Origin of the sequence: Thioclava pacifica DSM 10166 (assembly GCF_000714535.1) — a bacterium.
In the GTDB taxonomy this organism is placed as follows: domain Bacteria; phylum Pseudomonadota; class Alphaproteobacteria; order Rhodobacterales; family Rhodobacteraceae; genus Thioclava; species Thioclava pacifica.
Map to the genome: position 1 here is coordinate 565836 of NZ_AUND01000012.1, position 23448 is coordinate 589283.

General features: G+C 63.5%; 28 protein-coding genes. 13 read left to right on the top strand and 15 right to left on the bottom strand.

The window, feature by feature from the left end; genetic code table 11:
• Positions 1–31: 31 nt before the first annotated feature.
• Positions 32–1081: an A/G-specific adenine glycosylase gene (gene mutY / locus TP2_RS08565; protein ID WP_038075903.1), complete on the bottom strand. Its 1050-nt coding sequence runs from the start codon at positions 1079–1081 to the stop codon at positions 32–34.
• 85 nt (positions 1082–1166) lie between these two features.
• On the opposite strand from mutY, the gene TP2_RS08570 reads away from it, so the two are divergent.
• Together TP2_RS08570 and TP2_RS08575 are read left to right on the top strand one after the other, a co-directional pair.
• A complete protein-coding gene (locus TP2_RS08570) occupies positions 1167–1712 on the top strand; it encodes a DUF721 domain-containing protein (RefSeq protein ID WP_038075906.1) in 546 nt (181 codons plus the stop codon).
• A 3-nt stretch (positions 1713–1715) separates the two neighbouring features.
• A complete protein-coding gene (locus TP2_RS08575) occupies positions 1716–2396 on the top strand; it encodes a DsbA family protein (protein ID WP_038075909.1) in 681 nt (226 codons plus the stop codon).
• A 52-nt stretch (positions 2397–2448) separates the two neighbouring features.
• Here the strand turns inward: TP2_RS08575 and lpxK are convergent, their stop codons facing one another.
• The 4 genes from lpxK to TP2_RS08595 form a co-directional block, all read right to left on the bottom strand.
• Entirely contained in the window at positions 2449–3438 is a 990-nt protein-coding gene (gene lpxK, locus TP2_RS08580; protein ID WP_038075912.1) for a tetraacyldisaccharide 4'-kinase, read from the bottom strand.
• Positions 3438–4664 (bottom strand): 3-deoxy-D-manno-octulosonic acid transferase, encoded by a 1227-nt coding sequence (locus tag TP2_RS08585; protein ID WP_051692343.1) that lies wholly within the window; start codon positions 4662–4664, stop codon positions 3438–3440. The genes lpxK and TP2_RS08585 overlap by 1 nt, the downstream gene beginning before the upstream one ends.
• Positions 4665–4688: 24 nt before the next feature.
• Positions 4689–4946, bottom strand: a complete 258-nt coding sequence (locus TP2_RS08590) for a DUF4170 domain-containing protein (protein ID WP_038075914.1) — start codon at positions 4944–4946, stop codon at positions 4689–4691.
• 88 nt (positions 4947–5034) lie between these two features.
• Positions 5035–5856 (bottom strand): sugar phosphate isomerase/epimerase family protein, encoded by an 822-nt coding sequence (locus TP2_RS08595; RefSeq protein WP_038075917.1) that lies wholly within the window; start codon positions 5854–5856, stop codon positions 5035–5037.
• Between the two features lie 76 nt (positions 5857–5932).
• Here TP2_RS08595 and zapE point away from each other — a divergent pair, with 76 nt between their 5' ends.
• Entirely contained in the window at positions 5933–7024 is a 1092-nt protein-coding gene (gene zapE / locus TP2_RS08600; protein ID WP_038076249.1) for a cell division protein ZapE, read from the top strand.
• On the opposite strand, the gene TP2_RS08605 is transcribed toward zapE, so the two are convergent.
• The 4 genes from TP2_RS08605 to TP2_RS08620 form a co-directional block, all read right to left on the bottom strand.
• Positions 7021–8043, bottom strand: a complete 1023-nt coding sequence (locus tag TP2_RS08605) for an LLM class flavin-dependent oxidoreductase (protein ID WP_038075920.1) — start codon at positions 8041–8043, stop codon at positions 7021–7023. The genes zapE and TP2_RS08605 overlap by 4 nt on opposite strands.
• 93 nt (positions 8044–8136) lie before the next feature.
• A complete protein-coding gene (locus TP2_RS08610) occupies positions 8137–9408 on the bottom strand; it encodes a bifunctional folylpolyglutamate synthase/dihydrofolate synthase (RefSeq protein WP_038075924.1) in 1272 nt (423 codons plus the stop codon).
• A 133-nt stretch (positions 9409–9541) separates the two neighbouring features.
• Complete coding sequence (accD, locus tag TP2_RS08615) at positions 9542–10471, bottom strand: acetyl-CoA carboxylase, carboxyltransferase subunit beta (protein ID WP_038075927.1); 930 nt, start codon at positions 10469–10471, stop codon at positions 9542–9544.
• 67 nt (positions 10472–10538) lie between these two features.
• A complete protein-coding gene (locus TP2_RS08620) occupies positions 10539–11432 on the bottom strand; it encodes a CPBP family intramembrane glutamic endopeptidase (RefSeq protein WP_038075929.1) in 894 nt (297 codons plus the stop codon).
• 182 nt (positions 11433–11614) lie between these two features.
• On the opposite strand from TP2_RS08620, the gene TP2_RS08625 reads away from it, so the two are divergent.
• The gene (locus TP2_RS08625; RefSeq protein ID WP_038075934.1) at positions 11615–12373 is read left to right on the top strand and encodes a TSUP family transporter; all 759 of its coding nucleotides are present in this window, start codon (positions 11615–11617) and stop codon (positions 12371–12373) included.
• Here TP2_RS08625 and TP2_RS08630 read toward each other — a convergent pair.
• Positions 12370–13695 (bottom strand): FliI/YscN family ATPase, encoded by a 1326-nt coding sequence (locus TP2_RS08630; RefSeq protein WP_038075937.1) that lies wholly within the window; start codon positions 13693–13695, stop codon positions 12370–12372. The genes TP2_RS08625 and TP2_RS08630 overlap by 4 nt on opposite strands.
• Positions 13696–13776: 81 nt before the next feature.
• Between TP2_RS08630 and TP2_RS08635 the strand changes: the two genes are divergently transcribed.
• Genes TP2_RS08635 through TP2_RS08675 form a run of 9 tightly spaced genes read left to right on the top strand, consistent with a single transcriptional unit; the run spans position 13777 to position 18319 of the window.
• Positions 13777–14163: a FlgB family protein gene (locus tag TP2_RS08635; RefSeq protein WP_038075939.1), complete on the top strand. Its 387-nt coding sequence runs from the start codon at positions 13777–13779 to the stop codon at positions 14161–14163.
• Between the two features lie 2 nt (positions 14164–14165).
• Positions 14166–14558, top strand: a complete 393-nt coding sequence (gene flgC, locus TP2_RS08640) for a flagellar basal body rod protein FlgC (RefSeq protein WP_038075942.1) — start codon at positions 14166–14168, stop codon at positions 14556–14558.
• 17 nt (positions 14559–14575) lie between these two features.
• Positions 14576–14866: a flagellar hook-basal body complex protein FliE gene (fliE, locus tag TP2_RS08645; RefSeq protein WP_038075944.1), complete on the top strand. Its 291-nt coding sequence runs from the start codon at positions 14576–14578 to the stop codon at positions 14864–14866.
• Positions 14866–15132, top strand: coding sequence for a flagellar biosynthetic protein FliQ (locus TP2_RS08650; protein ID WP_038075947.1), 267 nt, complete (start codon positions 14866–14868; stop codon positions 15130–15132). The genes fliE and TP2_RS08650 overlap by 1 nt, the downstream gene beginning before the upstream one ends.
• 1 nt (position 15133) lies before the next feature.
• On the top strand, positions 15134–15850 hold the full coding sequence (locus tag TP2_RS08655) for a flagellar hook-basal body complex protein (RefSeq protein WP_038075950.1): 717 nt from the start codon (positions 15134–15136) through the stop codon (positions 15848–15850).
• 12 nt (positions 15851–15862) lie between these two features.
• On the top strand, positions 15863–16648 hold the full coding sequence (gene flgG, locus TP2_RS08660) for a flagellar basal-body rod protein FlgG (protein ID WP_038075951.1): 786 nt from the start codon (positions 15863–15865) through the stop codon (positions 16646–16648).
• Complete coding sequence (gene flgA / locus TP2_RS08665; protein ID WP_038075954.1) at positions 16648–17067, top strand: flagellar basal body P-ring formation chaperone FlgA; 420 nt, start codon at positions 16648–16650, stop codon at positions 17065–17067. Before flgG ends, flgA begins: the two co-directional genes overlap by 1 nt.
• A 10-nt stretch (positions 17068–17077) precedes the next feature.
• Positions 17078–17803, top strand: coding sequence for a flagellar basal body L-ring protein FlgH (flgH, locus tag TP2_RS08670; RefSeq protein ID WP_038075958.1), 726 nt, complete (start codon positions 17078–17080; stop codon positions 17801–17803).
• A 9-nt stretch (positions 17804–17812) separates the two neighbouring features.
• Positions 17813–18319: a flagellar basal body-associated FliL family protein gene (locus tag TP2_RS08675; protein WP_038075961.1), complete on the top strand. Its 507-nt coding sequence runs from the start codon at positions 17813–17815 to the stop codon at positions 18317–18319.
• Between the two features lie 8 nt (positions 18320–18327).
• On the opposite strand, the gene TP2_RS08680 is transcribed toward TP2_RS08675, so the two are convergent.
• From TP2_RS08680 to TP2_RS18275, 5 genes are all read right to left on the bottom strand, one after another.
• Positions 18328–18564 (bottom strand): hypothetical protein, encoded by a 237-nt coding sequence (locus tag TP2_RS08680; RefSeq protein WP_157617073.1) that lies wholly within the window; start codon positions 18562–18564, stop codon positions 18328–18330.
• Positions 18565–18665: 101 nt separating this feature from the next.
• On the bottom strand, positions 18666–19745 hold the full coding sequence (locus TP2_RS08685; RefSeq protein ID WP_038075967.1) for an EscU/YscU/HrcU family type III secretion system export apparatus switch protein: 1080 nt from the start codon (positions 19743–19745) through the stop codon (positions 18666–18668).
• Positions 19742–20518 (bottom strand): flagellar biosynthetic protein FliR, encoded by a 777-nt coding sequence (locus TP2_RS08690; RefSeq protein WP_051692345.1) that lies wholly within the window; start codon positions 20516–20518, stop codon positions 19742–19744. Before TP2_RS08690 ends, TP2_RS08685 begins: the two co-directional genes overlap by 4 nt.
• Complete coding sequence (gene flhA / locus TP2_RS08695; protein WP_038075970.1) at positions 20515–22599, bottom strand: flagellar biosynthesis protein FlhA; 2085 nt, start codon at positions 22597–22599, stop codon at positions 20515–20517. The genes TP2_RS08690 and flhA overlap by 4 nt, the downstream gene beginning before the upstream one ends.
• A complete protein-coding gene (locus TP2_RS18275) occupies positions 22599–23384 on the bottom strand; it encodes a transglycosylase SLT domain-containing protein (protein ID WP_084714076.1) in 786 nt (261 codons plus the stop codon). Before TP2_RS18275 ends, flhA begins: the two co-directional genes overlap by 1 nt.
• Positions 23385–23448: the final 64 nt, after the last annotated feature.

A 23448-nucleotide genomic window follows, 5' to 3' on the forward strand; every position in this document is an offset into this window, starting at 1 on the left:
TCTTAGCCTAAGGCTAACCCGTTTCAATCGCTCAGGCTTGCGGCCAATCGGCGCTTTGGGCCGCATCCCAGACCTTGCGCATCAGCGTGGGCAGATCGGCGGGGCGGAAGGCTTCGCGGGGGGTGAGGCCGTCCGTGTCCCTGCGGGTGACATGGACGCGCAGGATCAGGTGGAAATGGGTGAAGGTGTGGCGCACCTCGACAGGCGCTTCGACCCAGTCAGCGGCGAGCGGCGGCGTCGGGCTTGGCGCCTCGGACCAGTCCGAACCGGGAAAGCCCAGCGTGCCGCCCAAGAGGCCCTTATCCGGGCGCCGTTCGAGCAGCACATCGCCTGCGTCATTCATCACGACATAGGCAAAGCCGAGCCGGGTCGGTTTCTCCTTCTTCGGTGCCTTGTGGGGCAGCGTCTCGGCAATTCCCTGGTGACGCGCATCGCACTCCCCGAGCAGCGGACATATCCCGCAGGTCGGATTGCGCGGGGTGCAGATAGTGGCGCCGAGATCCATCATCGCCTGCGCGAAATCGCCCGGCCGGGACTGCGGCGTGATCTGGGCGGTCAGCGCGGTCAGTTCGGGCTTGGCGCCCGGCAGGGGCGTCTCGACCGCAAAGAGGCGCGAGACCACGCGCTCCACATTGCCATCGACCACCGCGACCGGCTCGTCATAGGCGATCGCGGCAATGGCAGCGGCGGTATAGGGACCGATGCCGGGGAGCCTTTGCAGCTCTGCCGCCTTTCCCGGGAAGGTGCCACCCAGATCATGCGCCACCACGCGCGCACATTTCAGCAGGTTGCGGGCGCGGGCGTAATAGCCAAGCCCCGCCCATTCGGCCATGACATCCGCATCCTCGGCCGCGGCAAGGGCCCCGACATCGGGCCAGCACTCGGTAAAACGGCGGAAATAATCGCGCACCGCGGCCACGGTCGTCTGTTGCAACATCACTTCTGAGAGCCAGACACGGTAGGGATCGGGCGCCACGCCCTCTGCGCGATCGGCAGGCGAGATGCGCCAAGGGAGGACCCGGGCATGGGCGTCATACCATTTGAGCAGGCTTTCGCCGATTGCCCCTTTACCGTCACGCAATGTTTATGCTCCCCTCTTCCGGATCGGTTGGCCCGACCCGATGTGCTGCTTAGAATGGGACGGATCAAGAGGAACCTCGCCCCGTATGAGTAAGAACGACCCGCAATCCCCGCCCGCGAGGCGTATGCGTGGCTTCGAGGCCGCAGGCCGGCTTCTGAGCAACCGGATTCGTTCGGCGGGCGAGTCGCGGGGGTTCGCAGTGTCGCGGCTCCTGACCCATTGGGCCGAAGTGGTGGGTGAAGATACGGCAGCACAATGCCGCCCCGTGAAGATTGGCTACTCGAAGGGCGGGCTTGGAGCGACGCTGACGCTTCTGACCACGGGGGCTGCGGCGCCGATGCTCCAGATGCAGCTGCCGCAGATCCGTGAGAAGGTGAATGCCTGCTACGGCTATAACGCGATTTCGCGCATCTCGCTGACGCAGACCGCGCCGACCGGCTTTGCCGAGGGGCAGGCGCAATTCACTCCGAAACCGAAGGCTGAACCACGCGCGCCCGATCCGCGTATCGAGGCCAAGGCGCAAGAACAGGTGGCCGATTGTGCGGACGAAGGTCTGAAATCGGCGCTGGAACAACTGGCAAGAAACGTTCTATCGAGGTCCGCAGAGCGGGCCGGACATAAGAAAGGCTGATACATGAGCAAAACTCTCTCGATCCTTGGCGGCGCAGCCGTCGCGGGCGTCCTCGCGGCGGGCGGCTGGTATGCCAGCCAGCACAGCGAGGCAAGCCTGATCACCGCCGCACAGGCACAGGAGGCGAGCGCGGATCAGAACGCCGTGCAGACGCTGCCCGATGTGGTTCTGGGTCAGGAAGACGCGCCGGTGACGGTGATCGAATATGCCTCCTACACCTGCCCGCATTGCGCGGATTGGCATACCGAGGAATTTCCGAAGCTGAAGGCCGATTACATCGACACCGGCAAGGTGAAGTTCATTCAGCGGGAAGTGTATTTCGACAAGTTCGGTCTCTGGGCTGGACTGATCGCGCAATGTGGCGGCGACATGAAATACTACGCCATTGCCAACATGCTCTATGATAAGCAGCGTGAATGGATCGGCGATGGCAAGCAGCAGACCATCGTGGACAATCTGCACAAGATCGGCCTTCAGGCGGGTCTGACGAAGGATCAGGTCACGACCTGCATGAATGACGAAAAGCGTGCGGAGCAGCTTGTCGCGACGTATCAGCAGAACGCTTCGGCCGACAAGATCGACGCAACGCCGAGCTTCATCATCAACGGGACCAAATACTCCAACATGTCCTGGAGCGACTTCAAGAAGATCCTCGACGACGATCTGGCGAAAGCCGCGAACTGATCACGTCGTATCTTGACGCCAAGGCCGGTCCCTCGGGGCCGGCCTTTTCCTGTCAGAGCCCGAGTTTTTCGAGTGCGACGTTGATCGCGGAGGGATCGGATATTTCCAGCCGCACCGGAAGCGCCAGCACTTTCGGCCGGAAGTTCGCGGGCAGGCGCACCGCATCTTTCTCGGTCGTCACCATCTGCGCGCCAAGCATCTGTGCCTCCGTCTCGATCCGATGAAGAAGGCGCGTGGTGAAGGGCTGGTGATCTTCCAGGGCCTCACCACGCAGAAGATCCGCGCCGAGACCGCGTAATGTGGCGAAGAATTTTTCAGGATGGCCGATCCCGGCGAAGGCGAGCACAGGCAACCCGTCCCAGTCCATCCCGGTCTGGAGCGGCGCAAGATGCCCGGTCAGATGCGGTTTCAAAATCCTGGAACCCCAGAAATCAGAGAAATCCTTTTGCGCAAGCTCTCCTCCGATCGATAGCAGAAGATCGGCGCGGGCCATGCCAGCCTCGACCGGCTCGCGCAGTGGGCCGGCAGGAAGGCAGCGCCCATTGCCGAAGCCCTTATGGGCGTCGACGACCACGATCGAGAGATCTTTTTCCAGCGCCGGGTTCTGATGCGCATCATCAAGAATGATTGCCTGCGCTCCGGCCGCAACTGCCGCCTGCGCGCCTGCCGCGCGATCCTTCGCCACCCAGGTCGGTGCGAAAGCCGAAAGCAGAAGCGGCTCGTCGCCGGTCTGATCAGCGCTGTGTTGGCGCTCGTTCACCCGCACCGGCCCGGTCAATGATCCGCCATAGCCGCGCGTGACGACATGGGCCGCAATCCCACGCTGGGCGAGGTGCTGCACAAGCCAGATGACCGTTGGGGTCTTCCCGGTTCCGCCCGCATTGATATTCCCGACCGAAATCACCGGCACGTCCAGTCGTAGCCCCACCTGTCGCACCCGCTTGCGCGTCATGGCGGCATAAACGGCGCCAAGAGGGCTCAGGAGCCGCGCCCGCAGCGCTGGCGCATCGGGGCGCGTGAACCAGAATGCAGGCGCTCCCATCACGCGGCCCTCGAGGGCTGCGTGCCCGACAGGATTTCCGAGAGATCGCGTGCGACAGTCTCGACTGCGCCAGCGCCGCCAGACGTGAGCGCCCAGGCATTATGGGCCAGCTGCGCCGAACGTTCCGGTGAGATCAGATCCGCCAGAAGCTCTGGTAAATCATCGGCACTGCGCACGCCGCGGCAGGCTTTTGCTCCTTCGAGACGCAGATATTCCGCCCGATAAGGCCCGAGATTGGGGCCATGAACGATGGCCGAACCTAGCGTCGCCGCCTCGATCGGCGTGCGCGGGTTTTCACCTGTGCCGCTGAGCGTACCCCCCATGTAGCTCAGCGCAGCGAGCCGGTACCAAAGCCCGTATTCGAGCGAGTCATCTGCAATGAAGATTTCGGTCGTAGGTTCAGGTTCGCCCTCAAGCGAGCGCCGCGCGACAGACCAGCCCTCGGCACCGAGGCGTTCGGCAAGGTGCGCACCGTCTTCCTCACGATCCGGCGCGAGCAGAAGCAGCAGGCGATGGGCGTGGCGCTGGGCGTAGCGATGCGCGGCCAAGACTGCGTCGAGTTCGGCCTCGGGAACTGCGGCGGCCAGCCAGACCGGGCGCGCGCCCATCGACTCGGCCATCGACGCGCGCTCGGCTTCGGAGCTGTAGAGCGGCTCGGGCGGCTCGCTCATCGCCGCATCACTGACCGAGATCATCGGCCCCGAGAGACGTTCACTTGCGAGCGGCAGACTGTTTCCGTCGCGCAGATAGATACGATCGAATTTCTCCAGCAGCGCGAGGGTCGCATCGTCGAGGCGCAGAGGCTCGCCATCTCCGAAATGGGCATCAGCCATGATCAGCGGGACCGAGAGACGTTCGGCCTCCGTGACCAGCGCGGAAGGTAGCGTGTCGCCCATGACCAGAACCAGATCGGGCCGCCACGCGTCCAGAACGAGCCGGATCGAAGCGGGACGGTCTTCGGGATGTGGCAAGCAATGCGCACCTTCAGGCAGTGCGCGCGGCTCGGGAGCATCTTCGGGTAGGGTCAGCGCGATCCGGGCCGTCGGCAGTTTGGCAGCAACGCGACGGGCCAGAACGGCGGCCGCTTTCGGGCTCTCCGGTCCCGACCAGATCCATAGGAGCGGCCCATCTCCACGCGCGATACTGGCCGCCGCCTTCGCCTGTGGCCCGGCCGGACGCAGCGCAGCCAGTCGCAACCGAAGCCAGAGGGGAAGGGACCGCGCCATCTATCAGCTGCCTCGCGCGCCTGCTTAGCCGCCGAGTTCTTCGGTGGTCGAAACTTCGAGCTCCTCGTCGCGCAGGCGATGCAGATGCGCGATGAAATAGCGGGTATGGGCGTCGTCCACCGTGCGCTGCGCCTCGGCCTTCCACGCGGCATAGGCGGAGGCATAGTTCGGGAACATGCCGACGATATGAATGTCGTCGACATTCTTGAACTCGGTACGGCTCGGGGTCACGAGTTCGCCGCCGAAGACGAGGTGGAGACGTTGCGGGGTCGGTTTGGCCATGATCACTCCTGTCGGCTTTTTCTGCGGCGCAGAGACTACGCCTTGCCCCCGGGCTTCACAAGGCAGGGACCGGACCTGCACGAAGCCGTTACCGCGCCAGACCCAGCGATGCCAGATAGTTCGCGCCCTTGCGCAGGCCAACCTCGTCATTCACCTCGAGGATGAGCCTCGGCATCTTCGGCAATTTGTGCAGCGCGGCAAAGACCGAATGCCAAGCGATCGTACCCTCGCCCGGATGCCAATGCCGGTCGCCATAGCCGTCGATATCCTGCAGATGAACGTGCTGCAGCGCCGCCCCTGCCGCATGAACGAACACATCCACCGGCGGCGCGCCGCAGCGCCGATGCATGAACTGCGCGTGGCCCGTATCAAGCGAGACTTTCACCGCCTTGCTCTTCATCTTGGCCGCAAGATCTACGCGCAGGCTCGGAGTGAGATCCTCGACATTCTCGATCACCAGCGTCACGCCCAGCTCTTCGGCGCGTTCGATCACCGGGGTCAGGACATAGCGCACCCGCTCGACCTGAATGAACCCGGTGGCAGGGTTCTGCTCCAGATCGGCCTCTTTCCAGAGCGAATAGGGTGAGTGGATCACCATCTGGTTGCCGCCCAGTTCCGCCGTGATTTCTAGCACGCGCAGCATGCGCGATCGGATCACCTCGATGATCGCGGGGTCGGCGCAGTCGATATTGAAGGAGGTGAAGGGTCCGTGCAGGCCCAGACGCCCCTCATAGCCATCGAGCAGATCCTTGGCGCGCGCCACCATCTTGCGTAGGTCCTCGTCGGAGGAATTGGGCCAGCAGAAGCTCTGCAATTCCAGATCCCGCTGATCGGCAAGGATCCAGTCGCGGTGATGGGCGAACATATCGAGGCTCAGCGCGGCGCCGAGCACGGGTAGATCTTTGGCCATGGGGTCCTCCTCGGCAACGATGCTTGCGCAAGCGGCAGGGCTTTTCAATCCCGTGATCGCGCTATATCGGAACCCCATGAAACGCAGCTTGCCCGAATTCTACGACATGATGGTCGCGCAGGGGGATCTGAACCCCGATGCCGCGCAGCGCGCCGTCTTGCCGAAGCTTGAAGAGATCCGTGTCGCGCTGGAGGCAGCCCCAAAGCCCGAGCCCGCGAAACGCGGCTTCTTCTCACGCAAGGTCAAACCGGTCGAAGGCGTGCGTGGCCTCTATGTCTGGGGTGGCGTGGGGCGCGGCAAGTCGATGCTGATGGACATGTTCTTCGGCCAGACCGACGTGCCCAAGCGCCGCGTCCATTTCCACGCGTTCATGCAGGAAATTCAGGGCAAACTGGAAGACGCCCGCCGTGCCAACACGATCGACGCGATGCGCCCGGTGGCCGAGGAGGTCGCGGGCTCGCTGCGGCTGTTGTGCTTTGACGAGATGCAGATCACCGATATCGCCGACGCGATGATCGTGGGCCGGTTGTTCGAGGCGCTGTTCGAACGTGGCGTGACCGTTGTCACCACCTCGAACCGCCCGCCGGAGGATCTCTACAAGAACGGCCTCAACCGTCAGCTCTTCCTGCCCTTCATCACGCTGATCCGTGACAAGCTCGACGTGCATGAGCTGGCCTCCGAGACCGATTACCGCCAGCACCGTCTTTCGGGCGAAGAGGTCTATTTCGCGCCTGCGGGGCGCGAAGCGCGCGCGAAAATGGATGCGCTTTGGGACGAACTGACCGGCCATGACGCCATCCACACGCTCGAACTGACGGTGAAGGGTCGCAAGGTGGAGCTGCCGCACTTTCACGCAGGCGTCGGCCGCGCGAGCTTCTGGGATCTGTGCGCGCAACCGCTCGGCCCGGCGGACTACCTCGCGGTGGCCGATGCGGTCCGGGTGTTGCTGCTCGACGATATCCCGCTCTTGTCTGCCTCGAATTTCAACGAGGCGAAGCGGTTCGTGACGCTGATCGATGCGCTCTATGAGGCGAAAGTGCGTCTGATCTGCTCGGCTGCGGATGAACCCGAACGCCTCTATGTCGAAGGCGAGGGCACCTTCGAATTCGAACGCACTGCCAGCCGCCTGCGCGAAATGCAGGCAGCCGACTGGGCCGCCGCAGTTTAGTCCAGCATATCCGCTAGCAACGGGCGCACCTTCGTGCCGTAAAGCTCGATCGTCTTGCGCAGATGGGCTGGGTCCTGAGGCCCGCCGCTATATTTCAGCGTGAAACGCGACAGCCCCAGCGCCTTTACGGTCCGCGCGATCTTTCGTGCCACGGTCTCGGGGCTGCCGATATAAAGCGACCCATGCTCGACCTCTGACAAGTAAGCCTCGCGCCGAAGCGGCGGCCAGCCGCGCGAGCGGCCGATCGCGTCATGCATGCGTGCATAGCCTTCGAAATATTCCTCGCGGGCGATCTCGTCCGTCTCAGCGATATGGCCCGGCGAGTGCACGCCGATCCTGCCGGGTTTGGTCCCCATCTGGGCATGAGCGCGATGGAAAAGATCCACATGGGGCCGGAATCGGGTCGAATCCCCGCCGATGATTGCGATCATCAGGTCCATCTGCATCGCGGCCGCCTCGACGACCGATTGCGGTGTGCCGCCGACACCGCGCCAAATGCGCAGCGGGGTTTCGGGGCGCGGATAGACGGTGACGCCTTTCAGGGGGGTACGGGTTTCGCCCTCGAAGCTGACCTTCTCTTGCGTGGCCAGAAGGTGCAGCAATTGCGATTTCTCGGAGAACAGCACTTCGTAATCGTTCAGATCGAACCCGAAAAGCGGAAAGCTCTCGGTGAAAGACCCGCGCCCGATCGTGATTTCGGCGCGTCCCGGCGCGAGCGCGTCGAGCGTCGCGAACCGCTGGAAAACGCGGATCGGATCGTCCGAAGAGAGAACCGTGACCGAGGTGCCTGCCTTGATCCGTTCGGTACGGGCCAGGATCGCTGAAAGGATCGGTTCGGTCGAGGAGATCGCGAAATCGGGACGGTGATGTTCACCAAGCCCGATATAATCGAGCCCGACCTGATCGGCGAGCTCACCCTCGGCCAGCGTATCGCGGATCACCTGCGCATGACTGCGCAGAAGCCCGTCAGCACCACGCGTCACATCTCCGAACGTGTCGATCCCAAGCTCAAGCTGCATGGCTGTCCCCTTCGCTGTTTCCGCAAAGGATAGGGACGGGGCAGCTACAATGCCACCGGAGGCGCTGCACAGGGGGCGTGCGGGGCCGCAGCCTTACCCGTTCTCGCGCAGGATGCGTCCGGCAAGGTAGAGCGAGCCGCAGATCAGAATACGGGCCTGCGGGTCGGCGGCGACGATTTCGGCCAGAGCGACGCCCACGGAGGATGACGGGCGGGCCTGCATCCCGACGGCACGCGCGGCCTCGGCGGTGGCTTCGGCAGGCAGCGTATTGGCTTCGCCGGGAATCGAGACGGCGTGCAGCGTCGCGGCATGGGCGGCGAGCGGGCGCAGGTAGCCGGTCACATCCTTGGTATTGAGCATGCCGCAGATCAGGTGGGTCGGACGCTTGGGCAGCCGGTCGAGCGTCTGGGCGATCATCTCGCCCGCCGCCGGGTTGTGCCCGCCATCGAGCCAGAGCTCGGCTTCGGGGGCGGCCTCGACCAGCGGCCCGCGGCGCAGGCGCTGCATCCGGGCGGGCCATTCGGCTTTGGTAACGGCGGCTTCGCAGGCGGCCTCGTCGAAGCCCAGATGGCGCAGGGCTGCCAGTGCCGCACCGGCGTTGGAGATCTGATGCGGGCCGGGAAGATTCGGCAGGGGCAGGTCGAGTAGACCGGTCTCGTCCTGGAAGATCAGTCGCGCACGCTCTTCCCAGACCTGCCAGTGTTGGCCGTAAGCGAGGACCGGCGCGCCAAGGCGTTCAGCCTTCGCCTCGATCACCTCGAGGCCCGCCTCTTGCTGGGGACCGACGACGCAAGGAACGCCTCGCTTGAGGATTCCGGCCTTCTCGCCTGCAATCTCGGGCAGCGTTTCGCCGAGGAATTGCTGATGGTCGATCGAGACCGGCGTGATGATCGTGAGCGCCGGGCTCTCGATCACATTCGTCGCATCGAGCCGCCCGCCAAGTCCCACTTCGAGCAAGGTGTAATCGGCAGGGGTGCGGGCGAAGGCCAGAAGGGCTGCAGCAGTGGTGACCTCGAAGAAGGTGATTGCTTCGCCGCCATTTGCAGCCTCGACCTCGTCGAGCAGCGCGGCCAGGTCGGGCTCGGAGATCAGTGTGTCTGCCAGCCGGATCCGCTCGTGAAACCGGGCGAGATGCGGCGAGGTATAGGCGTGGACGCGCTTGCCCGCCGCCTCCAGCCCCGCGCGGATCATCGCTTGCGTCGAGCCCTTGCCGTTGGTGCCCGCGATATGGATCACCGGGGGCAGGTCACGCTCGGGGTTTCCCAGCGCGGCGAGCAGTCGTTCCATCCGGTCGAGCGAAAGGTCGATGACCTTCGGATGCAGCGCCATGAGACGATCGAGGATCACGTCGGAAGCATCGGTCATGGGCTGGCCCTGGGGTTGGTTCTGGAGAGGAGGCGCTGCCACCGCGCGCATAGGCGCGCAGGGCTTAAGTGAAAGGGGGCTCTGCCCCCGCAGCTGGCGCCGCCCCCCGAGATATTTTCATCAAGAAGAAGAATCAGGCCTTTGCGTCGCCTTCGGGCGCCACTGCCTCTTCCGCGACTTTCTCGGGCGCGGGCAGATCTCCGGCTACCGCGGGCGGCAGGTTCAGGAGCATCCGCAGAATGGTGATCAGCTCTTCGCGCATCTTGGTGCGATGGGTCACGCGGTCGAGCATGCCGTGATCGAGCAGGTATTCGGCGCGCTGGAACCCCTCGGGGAGTTTCTCGCGGATCGTCTGTTCAATGACGCGCGGGCCGGCGAAGCAGATCAGCGCATTGGGCTCGGCGATATGCACATCGCCCAGCATCGCGTAGGAGGCCGTGACGCCACCCGTGGTCGGGTGTGTCAGCACGACGATATAGGGCAGGCCCGCTTCCTTGAGCATCTGAACAGCCACGGTGGTGCGCGGCATCTGCATCAGCGACAGGATACCTTCCTGCATCCGCGCGCCCCCTGCGGCCGAGAACAGCACCAGCGGACGCTTCAGCTTCACCGCGCGCTCGGCCGCCGCGATGATCGCGTTGCCGACATACATGCCCATCGAGCCGCCCATGAAGGTGAAATCCTGCGCGGCCGCGACGATCGGGGTGCGACCGATTTCGCCTTCGGCGACCAGCATCGCCTCTTTCTCGCCGGTCGATTTCTGCGCTGCCTTCATCCGGTCGGGATAGCGCTTCTGATCCTTGAAATGCAGCGGATCGGCGATCGGCTCGGGGACTTTGACCTCCGCGAAAATGCCCCCATCGAACAGTGCCTCGAAGCGGGTACGCGGCGTGATCGCGAGGTGATGGTCGCAATTCGTGCAGACGTTCAGATTCTCGGCCAACTCGCGGTGGAACAGCATGGTTCCGCATTCGGGACATTTGGTCCACAGGTTCTCGGGCACTTCGCGGCGCGAGAACAGCGAGTTGATCCGCGGGCGGACATAGTTGGTGATCCAGTTCATCGGCAGGCCTCTCGCAAGGGGCGGTATTCGCTTCAGCCCAGATACGCCGGGGCGGCGGGAATTGCAATCAGACCCGCAAGGCGAGCCGTGCAATGAGCCAGCAGATCAGCACATTGAGCATGTCGAGCACGAGCCAGGGTGCCAGGTCGAACCCGCTGCGGGTATTGATCACGATTGTGTAGAGGGCGAGCCCGTCGAGCTGGCCGTAAAATCCCACGAGAAACAGCGAGCCGAAGTTGTTGGCGAAATGCAGGGCCAGGGCCGCCCCGAGATTACCTGTGCGGGCGGTGAGATCCGCGGCGAGGCAGCCGAAGGCAAAGGCCCAGAGCGCCGGCCAGATCGCGTGATTTCCATACTCGCCTGGTGAAAAATGCAGTGCCCCGAACAGCGCGGAGGGAAGCACCATCCAGACCAGCGGATTGCGAGAACGCGCGCCGAGCTGCTGAAGCAGGTAGCCGCGGAAGAGCACCTCTTCAGCGGTGATCTGGATCGCAAGAAAGGGCACGGCCATCGGCGCCCAGCTCAGCACCACCGCGAGCGGGTTCGACCTGCCCGCATCCGCACTCAGCAAGGCCAGTGCGAAGGTGAAGAGGGAAAACAGCAGGAGCCATGGCAGCAGGAGGCGCAATGTGCGTAGCGTGCCGGGTCCGAACAGGGTGGCGGCCGAGCGGGTGTGAAACTTGCGCGTCACGAAAATTGTGCCGAGCAGAAGCGGGGCGAAGGTCAAGAGCAGGATGACCAGGCCACGCGGCGTCGAGCCCGCGGCGATCTCGTTCATCAGCCGCAAGAGCATGAATTCGGGCATGCTGCGCGACAGGACGATCAACAGGCCCCAACCCGCGGCGAGATAGATCATCACGATCGCCGCAGCACCGAGCCCGCTGCGCCAGAGCTCGGACTGCGCTCGCGCTGGGGCCAGGAAGCCTTCGAGCGCGCCATAGCTGCGGATCGGCGGTATCATCAGGACAGCCCTTTCGGAATTTGGGCCGCCCCGGCGGTGTTCTTGGCGAAGATGATACTCATGACGCGGTCCGGCTGCGGTTTCCTTCTGATAGCGGGTGGCGGCGGGCCGAGGCAACGGGCTTTACTTTCGGCAGGCCGCGGATGAGAAGGGGAGGCTTTGAGAGATTGCGCGGCGCTGCGATGTTCGAACTTCCCCTTGATCTGGTTCTGATGCTGGTGGGCGCGGCCTTCGCGGCAGGTTTTGTCGACTCGATTGCGGGAGGCGGCGGGCTGATCACGGTGCCTGCGCTTTTGCTCGCCGGCGCGCCGCCGGTTCAGGCGCTTTCGACGAATAAGGTTCAGGGCACGTTTGGGGCGGCGACGGCGGCGATCTCCTATGCGGCTTCGGGTCGGGTCGATCTACGCGAGCAAATCCCGGCGGCGGCTATCTCCTTTCTGGGAGGTCTCGCCGGGGCGCTTCTGGTCTCGAAGATACCGACAGAGATGATCGAGCGGGTTCTGCCCTTCGTCCTGATCGCGATCGCCGCGTTTTTCGCGTTGCGCCCGGGGCTTGATGATACCGACCGGATGCAACGGATCACGCCGGGCCTGTTCATGGCGGCCTTCGTGCCGGTGATCGGCTTTTATGACGGTCTGGTGGGGCCGGGAACGGGCGCGTTCTTCATGATCGGTTTCGTGACGCTGGCGGGCTATGGGGTGCTCAAGGCGACCGCGCATACGAAATTGCTGAATTTCTCGTCGAATATCGGTGGGCTTGCAGGGTTCATGTTGGTCAGTTCGCCCTGGTGGGGGATCGGCATCGCGATGGGGCTCGCGCAGGTGGCGGGCGCGCGGCTGGGCTCGCGGCTGGCGATGCGGGTGGGCGCGCGGCTGATCAAGCCGCTCTTGGTGACCACCTCGACCTTGCTGGCGCTGAAGCTGATCTGGGAAATGCTCTAGATTTCGACCTGCGAGAGGATCGCGGAGAGCCGGGCGAAGCTGCCAGCCGTGCCGTCGGGCGCAGTATCGGCTATGAACGCATCCAGCTCGGGCCAGACCTTCAGCGCGGCATCCACCATCCGGTCAGAGCCCGAGGCGTAAAGCCCCGCCTGGATCATCATCTCCGCCCGATCATAGGCGCCCAAGAGCGCGCGGGCCTTGGCGATCAGCCGATTTTCGTCGGGACTGGCCGCATCGGGGAGCGAGCGTGAAACCGAGCGCAGCAGATTGATCGCCGGGAACCGCCCGCGCTCGGCGATCTCGCGCTCCATCACCACATGGCCGTCGAGCACGCCGCGCAGGATATCGGCGACGGGTTCGTCCATGTCCGAGCCCGCTACCAGAACCGAGAAGACCGCCGTGATATCGCCCGAGCCCTCGGCGCCCGGACCGGCACGTTCACCCAGAGCCATGATCTGATAAGAGGTCGAAGGCGGGTAGCCACGCAGGCTCGCAGGCTCGCCCCCAGCCAGAGCCACTTCGCGATGCGCCTCGGCAAAGCGCGTCACCGAATCGGCGAGAAACAGCACATGCTGGCCCTGATCGCGGAAATATTCGGCCACGGCCATCGCGGTCCAGGCGCAGCGGCGGCGCACCAAGGGCGATTGGTCCGAAGTCGCGGCGACGATCACCGCACGCGCCATCCCCTCCGGGCCCAGTGTTTTTTCCACGAATTCGCGTAGCTCGCGCCCGCGCTCGCCGATCAGCGCGATCACCACGACATCCGCCGCGACCCCACGCGCGAAACTCGCCAGCAAAGAAGATTTCCCCACGCCCGAGCCCGCGAAAAGGCCGATCCTCTGCCCGCGCACCAAGGGCAGCATCGTGTTGAAGATCGCGAGACCCGTTTCCAGCCGGTCGCCCAGCCGTTTGCGCTGCGCGGCGGGCGGAGGGCTCGCGCGCAGCTCGCGTTCGATCCCGCCATGGATCAACGGCCGCCCGTCAAGCGGCTGTCCGAACGGGTCCACGATCCGTCCGATCCAGCTGTCATGCGGGGCGATCCCGCCCTGGCCGAGCAGCTCGACCTCGTCGCCGATCGCCACCCCGTCGGCGGCGCCATCGGGCAGCACGGTGACCGCGCCACGGGTGAGCGACAGAACCTCCGCCCCGATCTCGTGCCCGCCTTTGCAGCGGATTACTGCCCGGTCGCCGAGGGTCGCGCGCCGGGCGAGCCCCGTGACCTCGATCATGCCGCGCCGCACCTCTGCTACGCGCCCCACAGCATGTACCGAACCGATGCCACGCATTTCGGCGCGCAACAGGTCAAATCCTGCGAATGCCATTCTGGCCCTCCGATGTTCTCGAAACGTTTTCTAAACGATTCGCTCTTAAAGCTTGGTTGATAGCTCGGAGGAGAAGCCCCGATGTTTGAGAACCTTGAGATCATGCGAATGGCTAGTGCGATGGCGACGCACGCCTCGGCCCGGCAGAATGCCGTGGCGCAGAATATCGCCAATGCGGACACGCCCGGCTATGCCGCGCACGACCTTCCCGCCTTTGCAGAGCTTTACCAATCCGAATCCGCCCCCGACCTGCGCGCCACCCGCGCGGGCCATATCGGCGCGGATCACAGCGTCACCACAGGGCCTGAGGCCCGCATCGACCCGGGCGTGACCTCGCCCGATGGCAATGCGGTCTCGCTCGAGGAAGAGATGGTCAAGGCGGTCGAGGTCAAGCGTCAGCATGACCTTGCGCTCGCGATCTATCGCTCCTCGATGACGGTGCTGCGCACCGCGCTTGGCAGGAGCTGACGATGAGTGATTTCACCAATTCCATGGCGCTTTCCGCCTCGGGGATGAAGGCCCAGTCGATGCGGCTACGCCATACCTCCGAGAATATCGCGAATGCGGACACGCCCGGCTATCACCGCAAGACCACCTCGTTTCAGGAGGTGGTCGAAGGCGGTGAGACGACGGGGCGGGTGCAGCTTGGCCCGGTCCAGCTCGACCGGCGCGAACTGACCCGAATCTACGATCCTGGCCACCCGATGGCCGATGAGAGTGGCTACTACGACGGCTCGAATGTCGATCTGGTGGTCGAGATTGCTGACGCGCGCGAAGCGCAGCGCAGCTACGAGGCGAATCTGCGCATGTTCGATCAGGCACGGCAAATGTCGTCGTCACTGCTCGACCTGCTTCGCCGCTAGGACAGAGGAGATCCAGAATGGATGTGAAAACCTCTCTTGCAACGCAAAGCTATGCCCAGGCCCGCTCGGCTGCCGCTCCCAAGCCGCAATCGGCCGGGCCGGGCACCCTGTTCCAGCAGGCGGCCAACTCTTTTGCCGAGACGGTGAAGGCCGGCGAGGAAACCGCCAAATCCGCGATGACCGGCAATGCCGATCCGCATGCGCTCGTGCAGGCGCTGGCGCAGACAGAACTGGCCGTCGAGACGGCGGTGACCGTGCGCAACAAGGTCGTCGAGGCCTATCAGGAAATCCTCAGGATGCCGGTCTGATGCAGGACGCGATCTTCTTTGACACGCTTCGGCAGGGGCTCTGGATCGCGGTCATGATCGCCGCGCCGCTTCTGTCGGTGGCGCTGATCGCGGGCGTCGCGATCGGCCTTTTTCAGGCGCTGACCTCGGTGCAGGAAATGACCCTGACCTTCGTGCCCAAGGTCGGCGCGATGCTGATCGTCTTCTGGGTGTCGATGTCCTTCATGTCGAGCACGCTGGTCGATTTCTTCCGCAGCACGCTTGTGCCGATGATCGCGGGGTTCTGAGATGGATAACGCGATCTATACCACGCTCACCCGCCAATCCGGTTTGATGCAGGAAATGCGCGCCGTGGCGAATAACATCGCCAATGTCTCGACCACCGGGTTCCGGCGCGAGGGCGTCATCTTCTCGGAATATCTCGCAGGGCTCGAGGGGAACGAGCCCTCGCTCTCGATGGCCTACGCCCATGGCCGCCATGTCGACCAGAGCCAGGGCGGGCTGACCCGCACCGGCGGCACCTTCGATTTTGCGATCGAGGGGGAGGGGTTCTTCATGATCGAGACCCCGCAGGGCAATCAGCTCACCCGCGCGGGCAGCTTCATCCCCTCGCCCGAAGGCGAGCTGCTGACGCCCGACGGGTTCCGCCTGCTCGATCCTGGCGGCACGCCGATCGCCATTCCCTCGGGCACGACGGATGTCGCACTCGCCCCCGATGGCACGCTGTCCGCGGGTGGCAATCCGATCGCTCAGGTTGGCATCTTCACTCCCAGCGACCCGAGCGGCCTGCGCCATGTCGGCGGCACGCGCTTTAGCGCCGAGGCTGGCGCTGAACCCGTCGAGGGAGCGGTGCTGATGCAGGGCTATCTCGAGGAGAGCAACGTCGATCCAGTTTCTGAGATCGCCCGCATGATCGAGGTCCAGCGCGCCTACGAGATGGGGCAGACCTTCCTCGATCGCGAGGATGAACGGATTCGCGGCGTCATCTCGACGCTCGGACGCTAACAGGAGGCAACAATGAGAGCCCTTCAGATCGCAGCCACCGGGATGAGCGCGCAGCAGATGCGCGTCGAGGTGATCTCGAACAACCTCGCGAACATGTCCACGACCGGCTACAACGCGCGCCGCGCGGAATTCGCCGATCTGCATTATCAGCAGATGACGCGGCCCGGCACGATCAACGCGACCGACGGGACGACCATTCCCGCGGGCGTCCAGCTTGGTCTTGGCGTGCGGCCCACCGCTGTTACCGTGAACCTCTCTCAAGGGTCGCTCTCGGCCACCGGGGGCGATCTCGACGTGGCGATCGACGGTACCGGATATCTCGAGGTGACCCTGCCCTCGGGAATATCGGCCTACACGCGCGATGGCGGTCTGAAACGCTCGGCGGAGGGGCAGATCGTTACCTCGGACGGCTACCCGGTCGTGCCGGACATCACTATCCCCGACGATGCGCGCGCAGTTGCGATCAATGCCGATGGCGAGGTTTACGCCTATTTCACTGATCAGGTGCAGCCGCAGCTTCTGGGCCAGTTCACCCTCGCGAGTTTCACCAACGAGAAGGGGCTCGAGGCGATGGGCTCGAACCTCTTTCTGGAGACCGGCGCGTCCGGTCCGCCCAATGTGAACACGCCTGGCCAGGACGGGCTCGGCACGCTGCGGCAGGGCTATCTGGAGGAAAGCTCGGTCGATCCGGTGCGCGAGATCACCGAGTTGATCAAGGCGCAGCGCGGTTATGAACTCAACGCCAAGGTCATCACCGCAGCCGATCAGATGCTGGGCGCGACAACGCAGGTGCGCTGATGAAACAGGTGCTTGCCCTTATGCTGATCTTGGTGCCCGGACTCGCCCCGGCCGATATTCTCGTCGCCAAGCGCACCTTGCGCGCGCAAAGCGTGATCACCTCGGAAGATGTGGCGCTGCAGCCTGGCCAGGTGGCCGGCATTCTCGCCGCCCCCGAGGAGGCGGTGGGGCTCGAAACCCGCGCGATTATCTATGCCGGTCGCCCGATCCGTTACAGCGATTTGGGCGAACCCGCGATCGTCGAGCGCAATCAGATCATCCCGCTGATCTATCGCCAGTCAGGTCTCGAGATCCGCACGGAAGGCCGCGCGCTGCAACGCGCCGGCGCGGGTGAAACGATCCGCGTGATGAATGCCGCGTCAAAGGCTGTCGTGAGCGCGTGGATCGCGCCGGACGGTTCCGCCCGTGTTTCACAATGAGGACTTGCCGATGAAAACTCCCGCCCTCCTCCTCCTTTCGATCGTGCTCATCGCCTGCGGGCGGCTCGAACAGGTCGGCAAGGCGCCGACCTTCACCCCGGTCGAGAATGGAAACGAGTTCTTCGCGATGTCCGCCCAACCGATGCCCCAGACCACCGAGGCGCACCCGCCGATGCAGGAAGCCTCGCTCTGGTCGGGCTCGCGCAACTCCCTTCTGGGCGACCGACGTGCGGCGCAACGCGGTGATATCTTGACCGTGGTGATCGAAATCGACGACAAGGCCGAGATTTCGAACTCGACCGGCCGCTCGCGCACCGGGTCGGACAGCATGGGCATCCCGTCGATGCTCGGAATTCCGCAACGCATCGACGAACGTCTGCCCGACGGGGCCTCGATGGCTGATGCCTATGCGACGAATTCGGCGTCGAGCTACAAGGGCGACGGGCAGGTTTCGCGCAATGAGAAGCTCACTCTGCGCATCGCCGCGACGATCATCGAGACTCTGCCGAATGGTGTGCTGCGTATACAGGGCAGCCAGGAAGTGCGCGTCAATTACGAGGTGCGCGAGCTGATCGTGACCGGGTTCGTGCGCCCCGAGGATGTCAGCCGACAGAATGAGATCACCTATGACAAGATTGCCGGCGCACGGATTTCCTACGGCGGCCGCGGGCAGATCACGGATGTTCAGCAGCCGCGTTACGGTCAGCAGGTGGCCGATATCCTGCTGCCATTCTGAGGTACTGCGATGCTGGGCAAGATCATTCCCGTTCTTCTCGCGTTGATCGGTCTCGCCGGGGGTGGCGCTGCAGGCTATTTTCTGCGCCCGCCTCCCGCGCCAGCCGAAGAGACGGGCGAATGCGTGCCCGTCGATCCCCATGCCGCTCCCGCTGAGGATGCGCATGGAGACGGTCACGGCAATGAGGTCACGACTTCCGAATTCGTCAAACTCAACAATCAGTTCATCGTACCGCTCGTGACCGAAGGTCGGGTGTCGGGGCTGGTGATCCTGTCGCTCTCGCTCGAGGTTCGTGTGGGCGAGACCGAAGCCGTCTATCGCGCCGAGCCGAAACTGCGCGATGCCTTCCTTCAGGTGCTCTTCGATCACGCCAATGCCGGGGGGTTTCGCGGGGTTTTCACCGGCAGCGCGAACATGGATTTGCTGCGCAAGGCGCTCACGGAGACTGCCCGCGAAATTCTCGGACCTGGGGTGATCGCCGTTCTCGTCTCTGACATCGTTCGCCAGGACAGCTGAACACTCGCCTAACGCCCCTTCGCGAGCTTTTGCAAAACGTCATGACGCCCGACCGCCTGCGCGGTCGTGGCTTTCTGCGCTGCGATCTTGGGCTGAAGCGATTGGCGCGCTTGCGACACCCGCGCTTCTTCGACCGCGAGAAACCGCAAATAGGCCAACGCACGAAGCCCCGCCTGTGGATCGGTTGCGAGATGGGCATGGGTATCGCGGCCTTGCGCCTTGAGCGCCTCAAGTCGAGCACCCATTTCTCGCTCACGGGTTGTCAGGGCAGCCAGTGCCGCGAGCTCCGCCTCGCACTGGAGGTGCGCCAGTCGCGCGAGGCCTGCCAATCGCTTTGCTTTTGCGCTCATAGCCCCCGCTCCTTCGCGCGCTTGCGCATCCGCTCCGCGAAGCGGATCGCGGCGGCGACGGGTTTGTAATGCTCGGGCCGGATCTCGGCGCCGATATCGACCACCGCGAAAAGGGCGCGCGCCGTTGGCGGATCGGAATGGATCGGCACGCCATTCTCGGCGGCGACTTCGCGAATACGCGCGGCAATTTCGTCAACACCTTTCGAAACACAGATCGGCGCATGGCCGGAAGCCCGATTCCATTTCAGCGCAACCGCATAATGGGTCGGGTTCACGATCACCACATCGGCCTTTGCGGTCTCATGCACTGATTGGCCCATCGCCAACTCCATGCCACGTTGACGGCGTTGTGCCTTGAGGTGGGGATCGCCCTCGGATTGCTTCATTTCGTCGGTCAGCTCTTTGCGCGTCATCCGGTTGCGGCGAAAAAATTCCGCGCGCTGCCAGAGATAATCCGTGGCCCCTATTGTTGCGGCGAGCGCGGTCACGATCAGCAGAAACTCGACCAGCATCCGAAACAGGGCTTCGGTCGTTTGCACAGGGGCCAGACGCTGCGTGAGAAGGATCATGTCCATCCGCTTTGCGAGAAAGATACCCAGCACGATCGCGATGACGGCGAGCTTCGTCACGCTCTTTGCGAATTCAAAAAGACCCGTGCGGCCAAATTTCTGACCCGCATTCGCGATCGGGTTGATGCGGTTGAGTTTCGGGCGGATTTTCTCTGGGGCGACGACGATCGCGCGCTGCGCCCAATAGGCGATGAGCGCCGCGATCATCGGCAACAGCAGGAACGGGGCTGCGGGCAGGAGCAGGCCAAGGATCAGCCGTGCTCCGGATGCGGTCCCTCCGGCAAGAAGTGTCTCGGATAATTCGTCCGAGCGATCGAGCATCACCATCGCGCGGGTGCCGAAACTGGCGAGACCATGCGCGCCGATGCCCAGCACGGCGATCAGGAACGCGCCATAGACCGCTGCCACCGAGATTTCCGAGGACCGAACGAGATCACCCTTGCGCCGCGCTTCCTCGAGTTTGTGCGGTGTTGGTTCATACTCCTTCTCGCCGGCATCCTCGCTCATCTCGGAGCTCCGAACGGATCCGAAAGGAAACTCAGAACCGCTTCGCGCCAGATCACGATCGCACCAGGCGCGGCGATAGCCAGCAAGATGAGACCGCCCGCCGTCAATGCCGGCGCGCCTACGAAGGCAACCATAAGCTGCGGCATGGCACGATTGATCGCCCCGAGCGCCACATTGTAGATCAGCCCGGTCACCACGAAAGGTGCCGCGAGGACAAATGCTAGCGAGAAAGCGTGCGCGATGCCGGTGAGACCCCATTGGCGCAGATCGTCGGCTGCAGGCAGCCCGCCGGCAGGGATGACGCGATAGGAACCGAGCAGGAACTCCACGAGGTGCAGGTGGTAGTCGAAGCTCATCAGTACCGCGATGCCCGCGATCAGCAGCAAGTTTCCAATCGCGGGTTGCGGCTCGCCGCCCATCCCGCCGAGCAGTTGCGAGAGTGACGTAGCCTGAGCCGCGATCGTGCCCGCGATCTGAAGTGCGAAGACGAAGACCCGCAGCCCCAGACCCAGAAACAGGCCTGTTGCGATCTCGGTCGCGATCCAGAATGGCGGGCCTGTGCGACCTGCGAGCGGTTCGAGATCCGGAGCAGCAGCGGGCAGGAGGATGAGGGTGAGACCGAGAGCGACCACCGTCTTGATCCGTGCTGGCAGACTTGTCTCACCAAACCCGGGAGCCAGAGATACGAGCCCGCCGATGCGTAACAACAGCGCGAATCCGGCGAGCAGGAACCCCTCTACGCTGTGCAGCAATTCGGCGAGCAAATCCGTCATGCTGCCACCACGCCCACCATCGCCGGTTGCGCCTCGAGCCCGATTTCTTCGTAGCTCAACACCGGCGCGCTCAGACCTTTCGCGGCCATGACCGTCTTCAGGAACCGACGCCGCCGACCCGAGGTGACAAGTGCGGGAAACACCCCAGTCTTGCCCGCCATCGCCAGCCTGTCGGAGATATTCGCAGCGAGTTTGTTGAAAAGATCAGGCGGAAGAGCGACATCGCCCGCAGGCTCACCGCCGATGGTGTAGGTGCCGAAGCGTTCTTCCCAGTCGGGTGCGAGCTGGATCAAAGGGATCGTGCCGTCGTCGCGGCGCAGCTCGGCCACAAGCTGGAAGCCGAGCCTCTGGCGGACATGCTCGCTGATCAGCTCAGAAGATTGCAAAGAGCGAACCTCGGCCACCGCTTCGATGATCAAAAGGAGGTTGCGGACCGAGACACGCTCCTCAAGCAGAAGGCGCAGCACGGCAAGCAGCAGATCGACGGGAACCTTGTCCGGGACGAGCTCGTCAAGCACGCGACGATTGGCTTCCGCTCGTGCGGGATCGGAGAGATTTGCGACTTCCGACAGCAGGCGTCGAAGTGCGCGCAGCGTCATCAGGCGCGGGAAATTTGCCTTGATCACTTCCAGCAGATGGGTCGCAAGCACCTCGGTCGGTCCGACCACGGTCGAACCTGCAAGCGCCGCATCTTCCTGTCGCCTTGCGGGTACCCAAAGCGCCGGGGCATGGAATACAGGCTCGCGCACCTCCGTTCCCTCGGGCAGAAAATCACGATTGTCCGCAATGAGTGCCAGAACATGATCCGGAAAGAGCCTGTCTCGGGCCTGCTCGACACCTTGGATGCGGATTCGGTAATGACCCGGTTCGAGCCCCGCGTCGTCGGTCAGTCGGATCTCGGGCAGGATCAGGCCAAAATTCGTCGCGACATGGTTGCGCATGTTCGAGATCCGCGCATCGAGGCCGGTTGCAGGATCAAGTGCCATTGCCACGAGATCGGGCGCAAACTCGACATGGATGTCATCGATATCCAGCACATCCCCCATCGATTTGCGCTTCGGCTCGGTCTCGGGGCCGGGCATTTTCATCGCCTCACGCCGAGCTCGGGCCTTCGCTGCGCGGTTCAGCATATAGGCAGCCCCGCCGAGCAACGCCGCGCCCATCATGAAAGGAATGAACGGCAGCCCCGGCACGAGGCCGAAAAGAGCCATCAGAACCGCGACTGTCGTCAGCGCGGGGGGGTATTTTCCGAGCTGCCGGAACAGCTCGAAATCAGCCGAGCCCTTGGCGCCACCACGCGAAAGAAGAATGGCTGCGGCGATTGAGATGATGACGGCGGGGATCTGGCTTACCAGCCCGTCGCCGACCGTCAGAATCGAATAGGTTTCGAGCGCGCGATTGAGTGGCATTCCGTGCACAACCGTGCCGATGATCAACCCGACGACCAGGTTCAGCATCGTGATGAGCAGCCCTGCGACCGCATCGCCCTTCACGAATTTCGAGGCACCATCGAGCGAGCCGAAGAACGTGGTCTCGGCTTGCTCCCGTTCGCGTCGTTCGCGGGCTTCCGCGTGGTCGATCGCGCCCGCATTCATGTCGCTGTCGATGGCCAGCTGCTTGCCCGGCATCGCATCGAGCGCAAAGCGCGCGCCGACCTCTGCCATTCGTCCCGCGCCTTTGGTGATCACGATGAAATTTACGATCAGGATCACGCAGAAGACCACCAACCCGATCAGGACCGAGCCGCCCATGATGAAATTTGCGAACCCCTCTATCACGTTGCCAGCGGCGGCAGTCCCGGTGTGGCCTTGGCCGATGATGAGTTTCGTCGAGGTGACGTTGAGCGACAGTCGCAACATCAATGACGCGAGCAGGATCGTGGGAAAGGCCGAGAAATCAAGCGGGCGTTCGATGAAAAGCGTCACGGTAAAGATGAGGATCGCGAGAGCAAAGGAACTGGCCAGCCCGACATCGAGAACCCATGCGGGCACGGGCAGGATCATCATCGCGATCACGGCCATCAGGGCGAGCGAAAGCAGGATGGTCGGCTGGAAGATGCGGCGGAGCAAAAGTGCTGACATCACATCTCTCCGTGTTTTGCCACCGCGGCAGCGAACAAGGATGCACCGGGCGCGCTGCCTAACGGCGGAGGCGCGCCGCCTTTTTGCAGGAGCGGGTAGGAGTTAACGCGTGGCTGGGATGGTAAAGCGGCACGCTGCCCAGAAACTATGTCCGGTATTTCTGGTATTTCAGAAAAATTGTCTTGGCTGGGACCGGTAGAATATCGCGGTTTGTCCAGACTCCTCGATTGAGACTGGCCCTCTCCGTGCAGCGTTGCTCGGAAACGATCGAAACGCGCTGTATACCGTTCCGCATGGCTTTGCGTGCGCGAATGGTAAGCTCCTGCGGCGCGCGACCAATCCTTCATTTCGTTATGAAGCTCGCGGAGAAATCGGGCGGCGTAACGTGCATTTGAAAGTGGGTCGAACATCTCCTCTATCGAGGAAAAGTTCTCTCCATGCCATTTGTAATTGATCTGAAAGCAACCGATGTCGAAGCTGCGCGCCCCGCGCTTATATTCTTTGAAGACGTAGCGGAGGGCTTCATCTCGGGTCTCGAACCAATGCCCCTCGCCTTCCATGTTCACTGTCCACGGCCAAGGACGGAAGCTGCCCTCGGATTTGCGTCCTGTCTCGCTTAAAGAAATTGCCTTGAGTACGGAGACAGGCACACCGCTTTCGGTGGCGACCGTTTCGGCAACCCGTTCACAAAGCGAGGCGGGTGTCTCAGCTTGGGCCTTGTGGGCAAAAGCAATCGCAGTTCCAATGAGACTAAGGACGAAGACTGCCCGAGCGAGCCTGTGCATGGGTTCTCCCTTTGCGTCGCAATTCTTGCTCGGATCAGGATTAGGGCGGATTCGTTGAGAATTC

What these genes read in the sequence shown, in the direction of transcription:
- TP2_RS08570 (WP_038075906.1), top strand. Translation starts at nt 1,167, where the DNA reads ATGAGTAAGAACGACCCGCAATCCCCGCCCGCGAGGCGTATGCGTGGC.
- TP2_RS08575 (WP_038075909.1), top strand. Translation starts at nt 1,716, where the DNA reads ATGAGCAAAACTCTCTCGATCCTTGGCGGCGCAGCCGTCGCGGGCGTC.
- lpxK (WP_038075912.1), bottom strand. Translation starts at nt 3,438, where the DNA reads ATGGGAGCGCCTGCATTCTGGTTCACGCGCCCCGATGCGCCAGCGCTG.
- TP2_RS08585 (WP_051692343.1), bottom strand. Translation starts at nt 4,664, where the DNA reads ATGGCGCGGTCCCTTCCCCTCTGGCTTCGGTTGCGACTGGCTGCGCTG.
- TP2_RS08590 (WP_038075914.1), bottom strand. Translation starts at nt 4,946, where the DNA reads ATGGCCAAACCGACCCCGCAACGTCTCCACCTCGTCTTCGGCGGCGAA.
- TP2_RS08595 (WP_038075917.1), bottom strand. Translation starts at nt 5,856, where the DNA reads ATGGCCAAAGATCTACCCGTGCTCGGCGCCGCGCTGAGCCTCGATATG.
- zapE (WP_038076249.1), top strand. Translation starts at nt 5,933, where the DNA reads ATGAAACGCAGCTTGCCCGAATTCTACGACATGATGGTCGCGCAGGGG.
- TP2_RS08605 (WP_038075920.1), bottom strand. Translation starts at nt 8,043, where the DNA reads ATGCAGCTTGAGCTTGGGATCGACACGTTCGGAGATGTGACGCGTGGT.
- TP2_RS08610 (WP_038075924.1), bottom strand. Translation starts at nt 9,408, where the DNA reads ATGACCGATGCTTCCGACGTGATCCTCGATCGTCTCATGGCGCTGCAT.
- accD (WP_038075927.1), bottom strand. Translation starts at nt 10,471, where the DNA reads ATGAACTGGATCACCAACTATGTCCGCCCGCGGATCAACTCGCTGTTC.
- TP2_RS08620 (WP_038075929.1), bottom strand. Translation starts at nt 11,432, where the DNA reads ATGATACCGCCGATCCGCAGCTATGGCGCGCTCGAAGGCTTCCTGGCC.
- TP2_RS08625 (WP_038075934.1), top strand. Translation starts at nt 11,615, where the DNA reads ATGTTCGAACTTCCCCTTGATCTGGTTCTGATGCTGGTGGGCGCGGCC.
- TP2_RS08630 (WP_038075937.1), bottom strand. Translation starts at nt 13,695, where the DNA reads ATGGCATTCGCAGGATTTGACCTGTTGCGCGCCGAAATGCGTGGCATC.
- TP2_RS08635 (WP_038075939.1), top strand. Translation starts at nt 13,777, where the DNA reads ATGTTTGAGAACCTTGAGATCATGCGAATGGCTAGTGCGATGGCGACG.
- flgC (WP_038075942.1), top strand. Translation starts at nt 14,166, where the DNA reads ATGAGTGATTTCACCAATTCCATGGCGCTTTCCGCCTCGGGGATGAAG.
- fliE (WP_038075944.1), top strand. Translation starts at nt 14,576, where the DNA reads ATGGATGTGAAAACCTCTCTTGCAACGCAAAGCTATGCCCAGGCCCGC.
- TP2_RS08650 (WP_038075947.1), top strand. Translation starts at nt 14,866, where the DNA reads ATGCAGGACGCGATCTTCTTTGACACGCTTCGGCAGGGGCTCTGGATC.
- TP2_RS08655 (WP_038075950.1), top strand. Translation starts at nt 15,134, where the DNA reads ATGGATAACGCGATCTATACCACGCTCACCCGCCAATCCGGTTTGATG.
- flgG (WP_038075951.1), top strand. Translation starts at nt 15,863, where the DNA reads ATGAGAGCCCTTCAGATCGCAGCCACCGGGATGAGCGCGCAGCAGATG.
- flgA (WP_038075954.1), top strand. Translation starts at nt 16,648, where the DNA reads ATGAAACAGGTGCTTGCCCTTATGCTGATCTTGGTGCCCGGACTCGCC.
- flgH (WP_038075958.1), top strand. Translation starts at nt 17,078, where the DNA reads ATGAAAACTCCCGCCCTCCTCCTCCTTTCGATCGTGCTCATCGCCTGC.
- TP2_RS08675 (WP_038075961.1), top strand. Translation starts at nt 17,813, where the DNA reads ATGCTGGGCAAGATCATTCCCGTTCTTCTCGCGTTGATCGGTCTCGCC.
- TP2_RS08680 (WP_157617073.1), bottom strand. Translation starts at nt 18,564, where the DNA reads ATGGGTGCTCGACTTGAGGCGCTCAAGGCGCAAGGCCGCGATACCCAT.
- TP2_RS08685 (WP_038075967.1), bottom strand. Translation starts at nt 19,745, where the DNA reads ATGAGCGAGGATGCCGGCGAGAAGGAGTATGAACCAACACCGCACAAA.
- TP2_RS08690 (WP_051692345.1), bottom strand. Translation starts at nt 20,518, where the DNA reads ATGACGGATTTGCTCGCCGAATTGCTGCACAGCGTAGAGGGGTTCCTG.
- flhA (WP_038075970.1), bottom strand. Translation starts at nt 22,599, where the DNA reads ATGTCAGCACTTTTGCTCCGCCGCATCTTCCAGCCGACCATCCTGCTT.
- TP2_RS18275 (WP_084714076.1), bottom strand. Translation starts at nt 23,384, where the DNA reads ATGCACAGGCTCGCTCGGGCAGTCTTCGTCCTTAGTCTCATTGGAACT.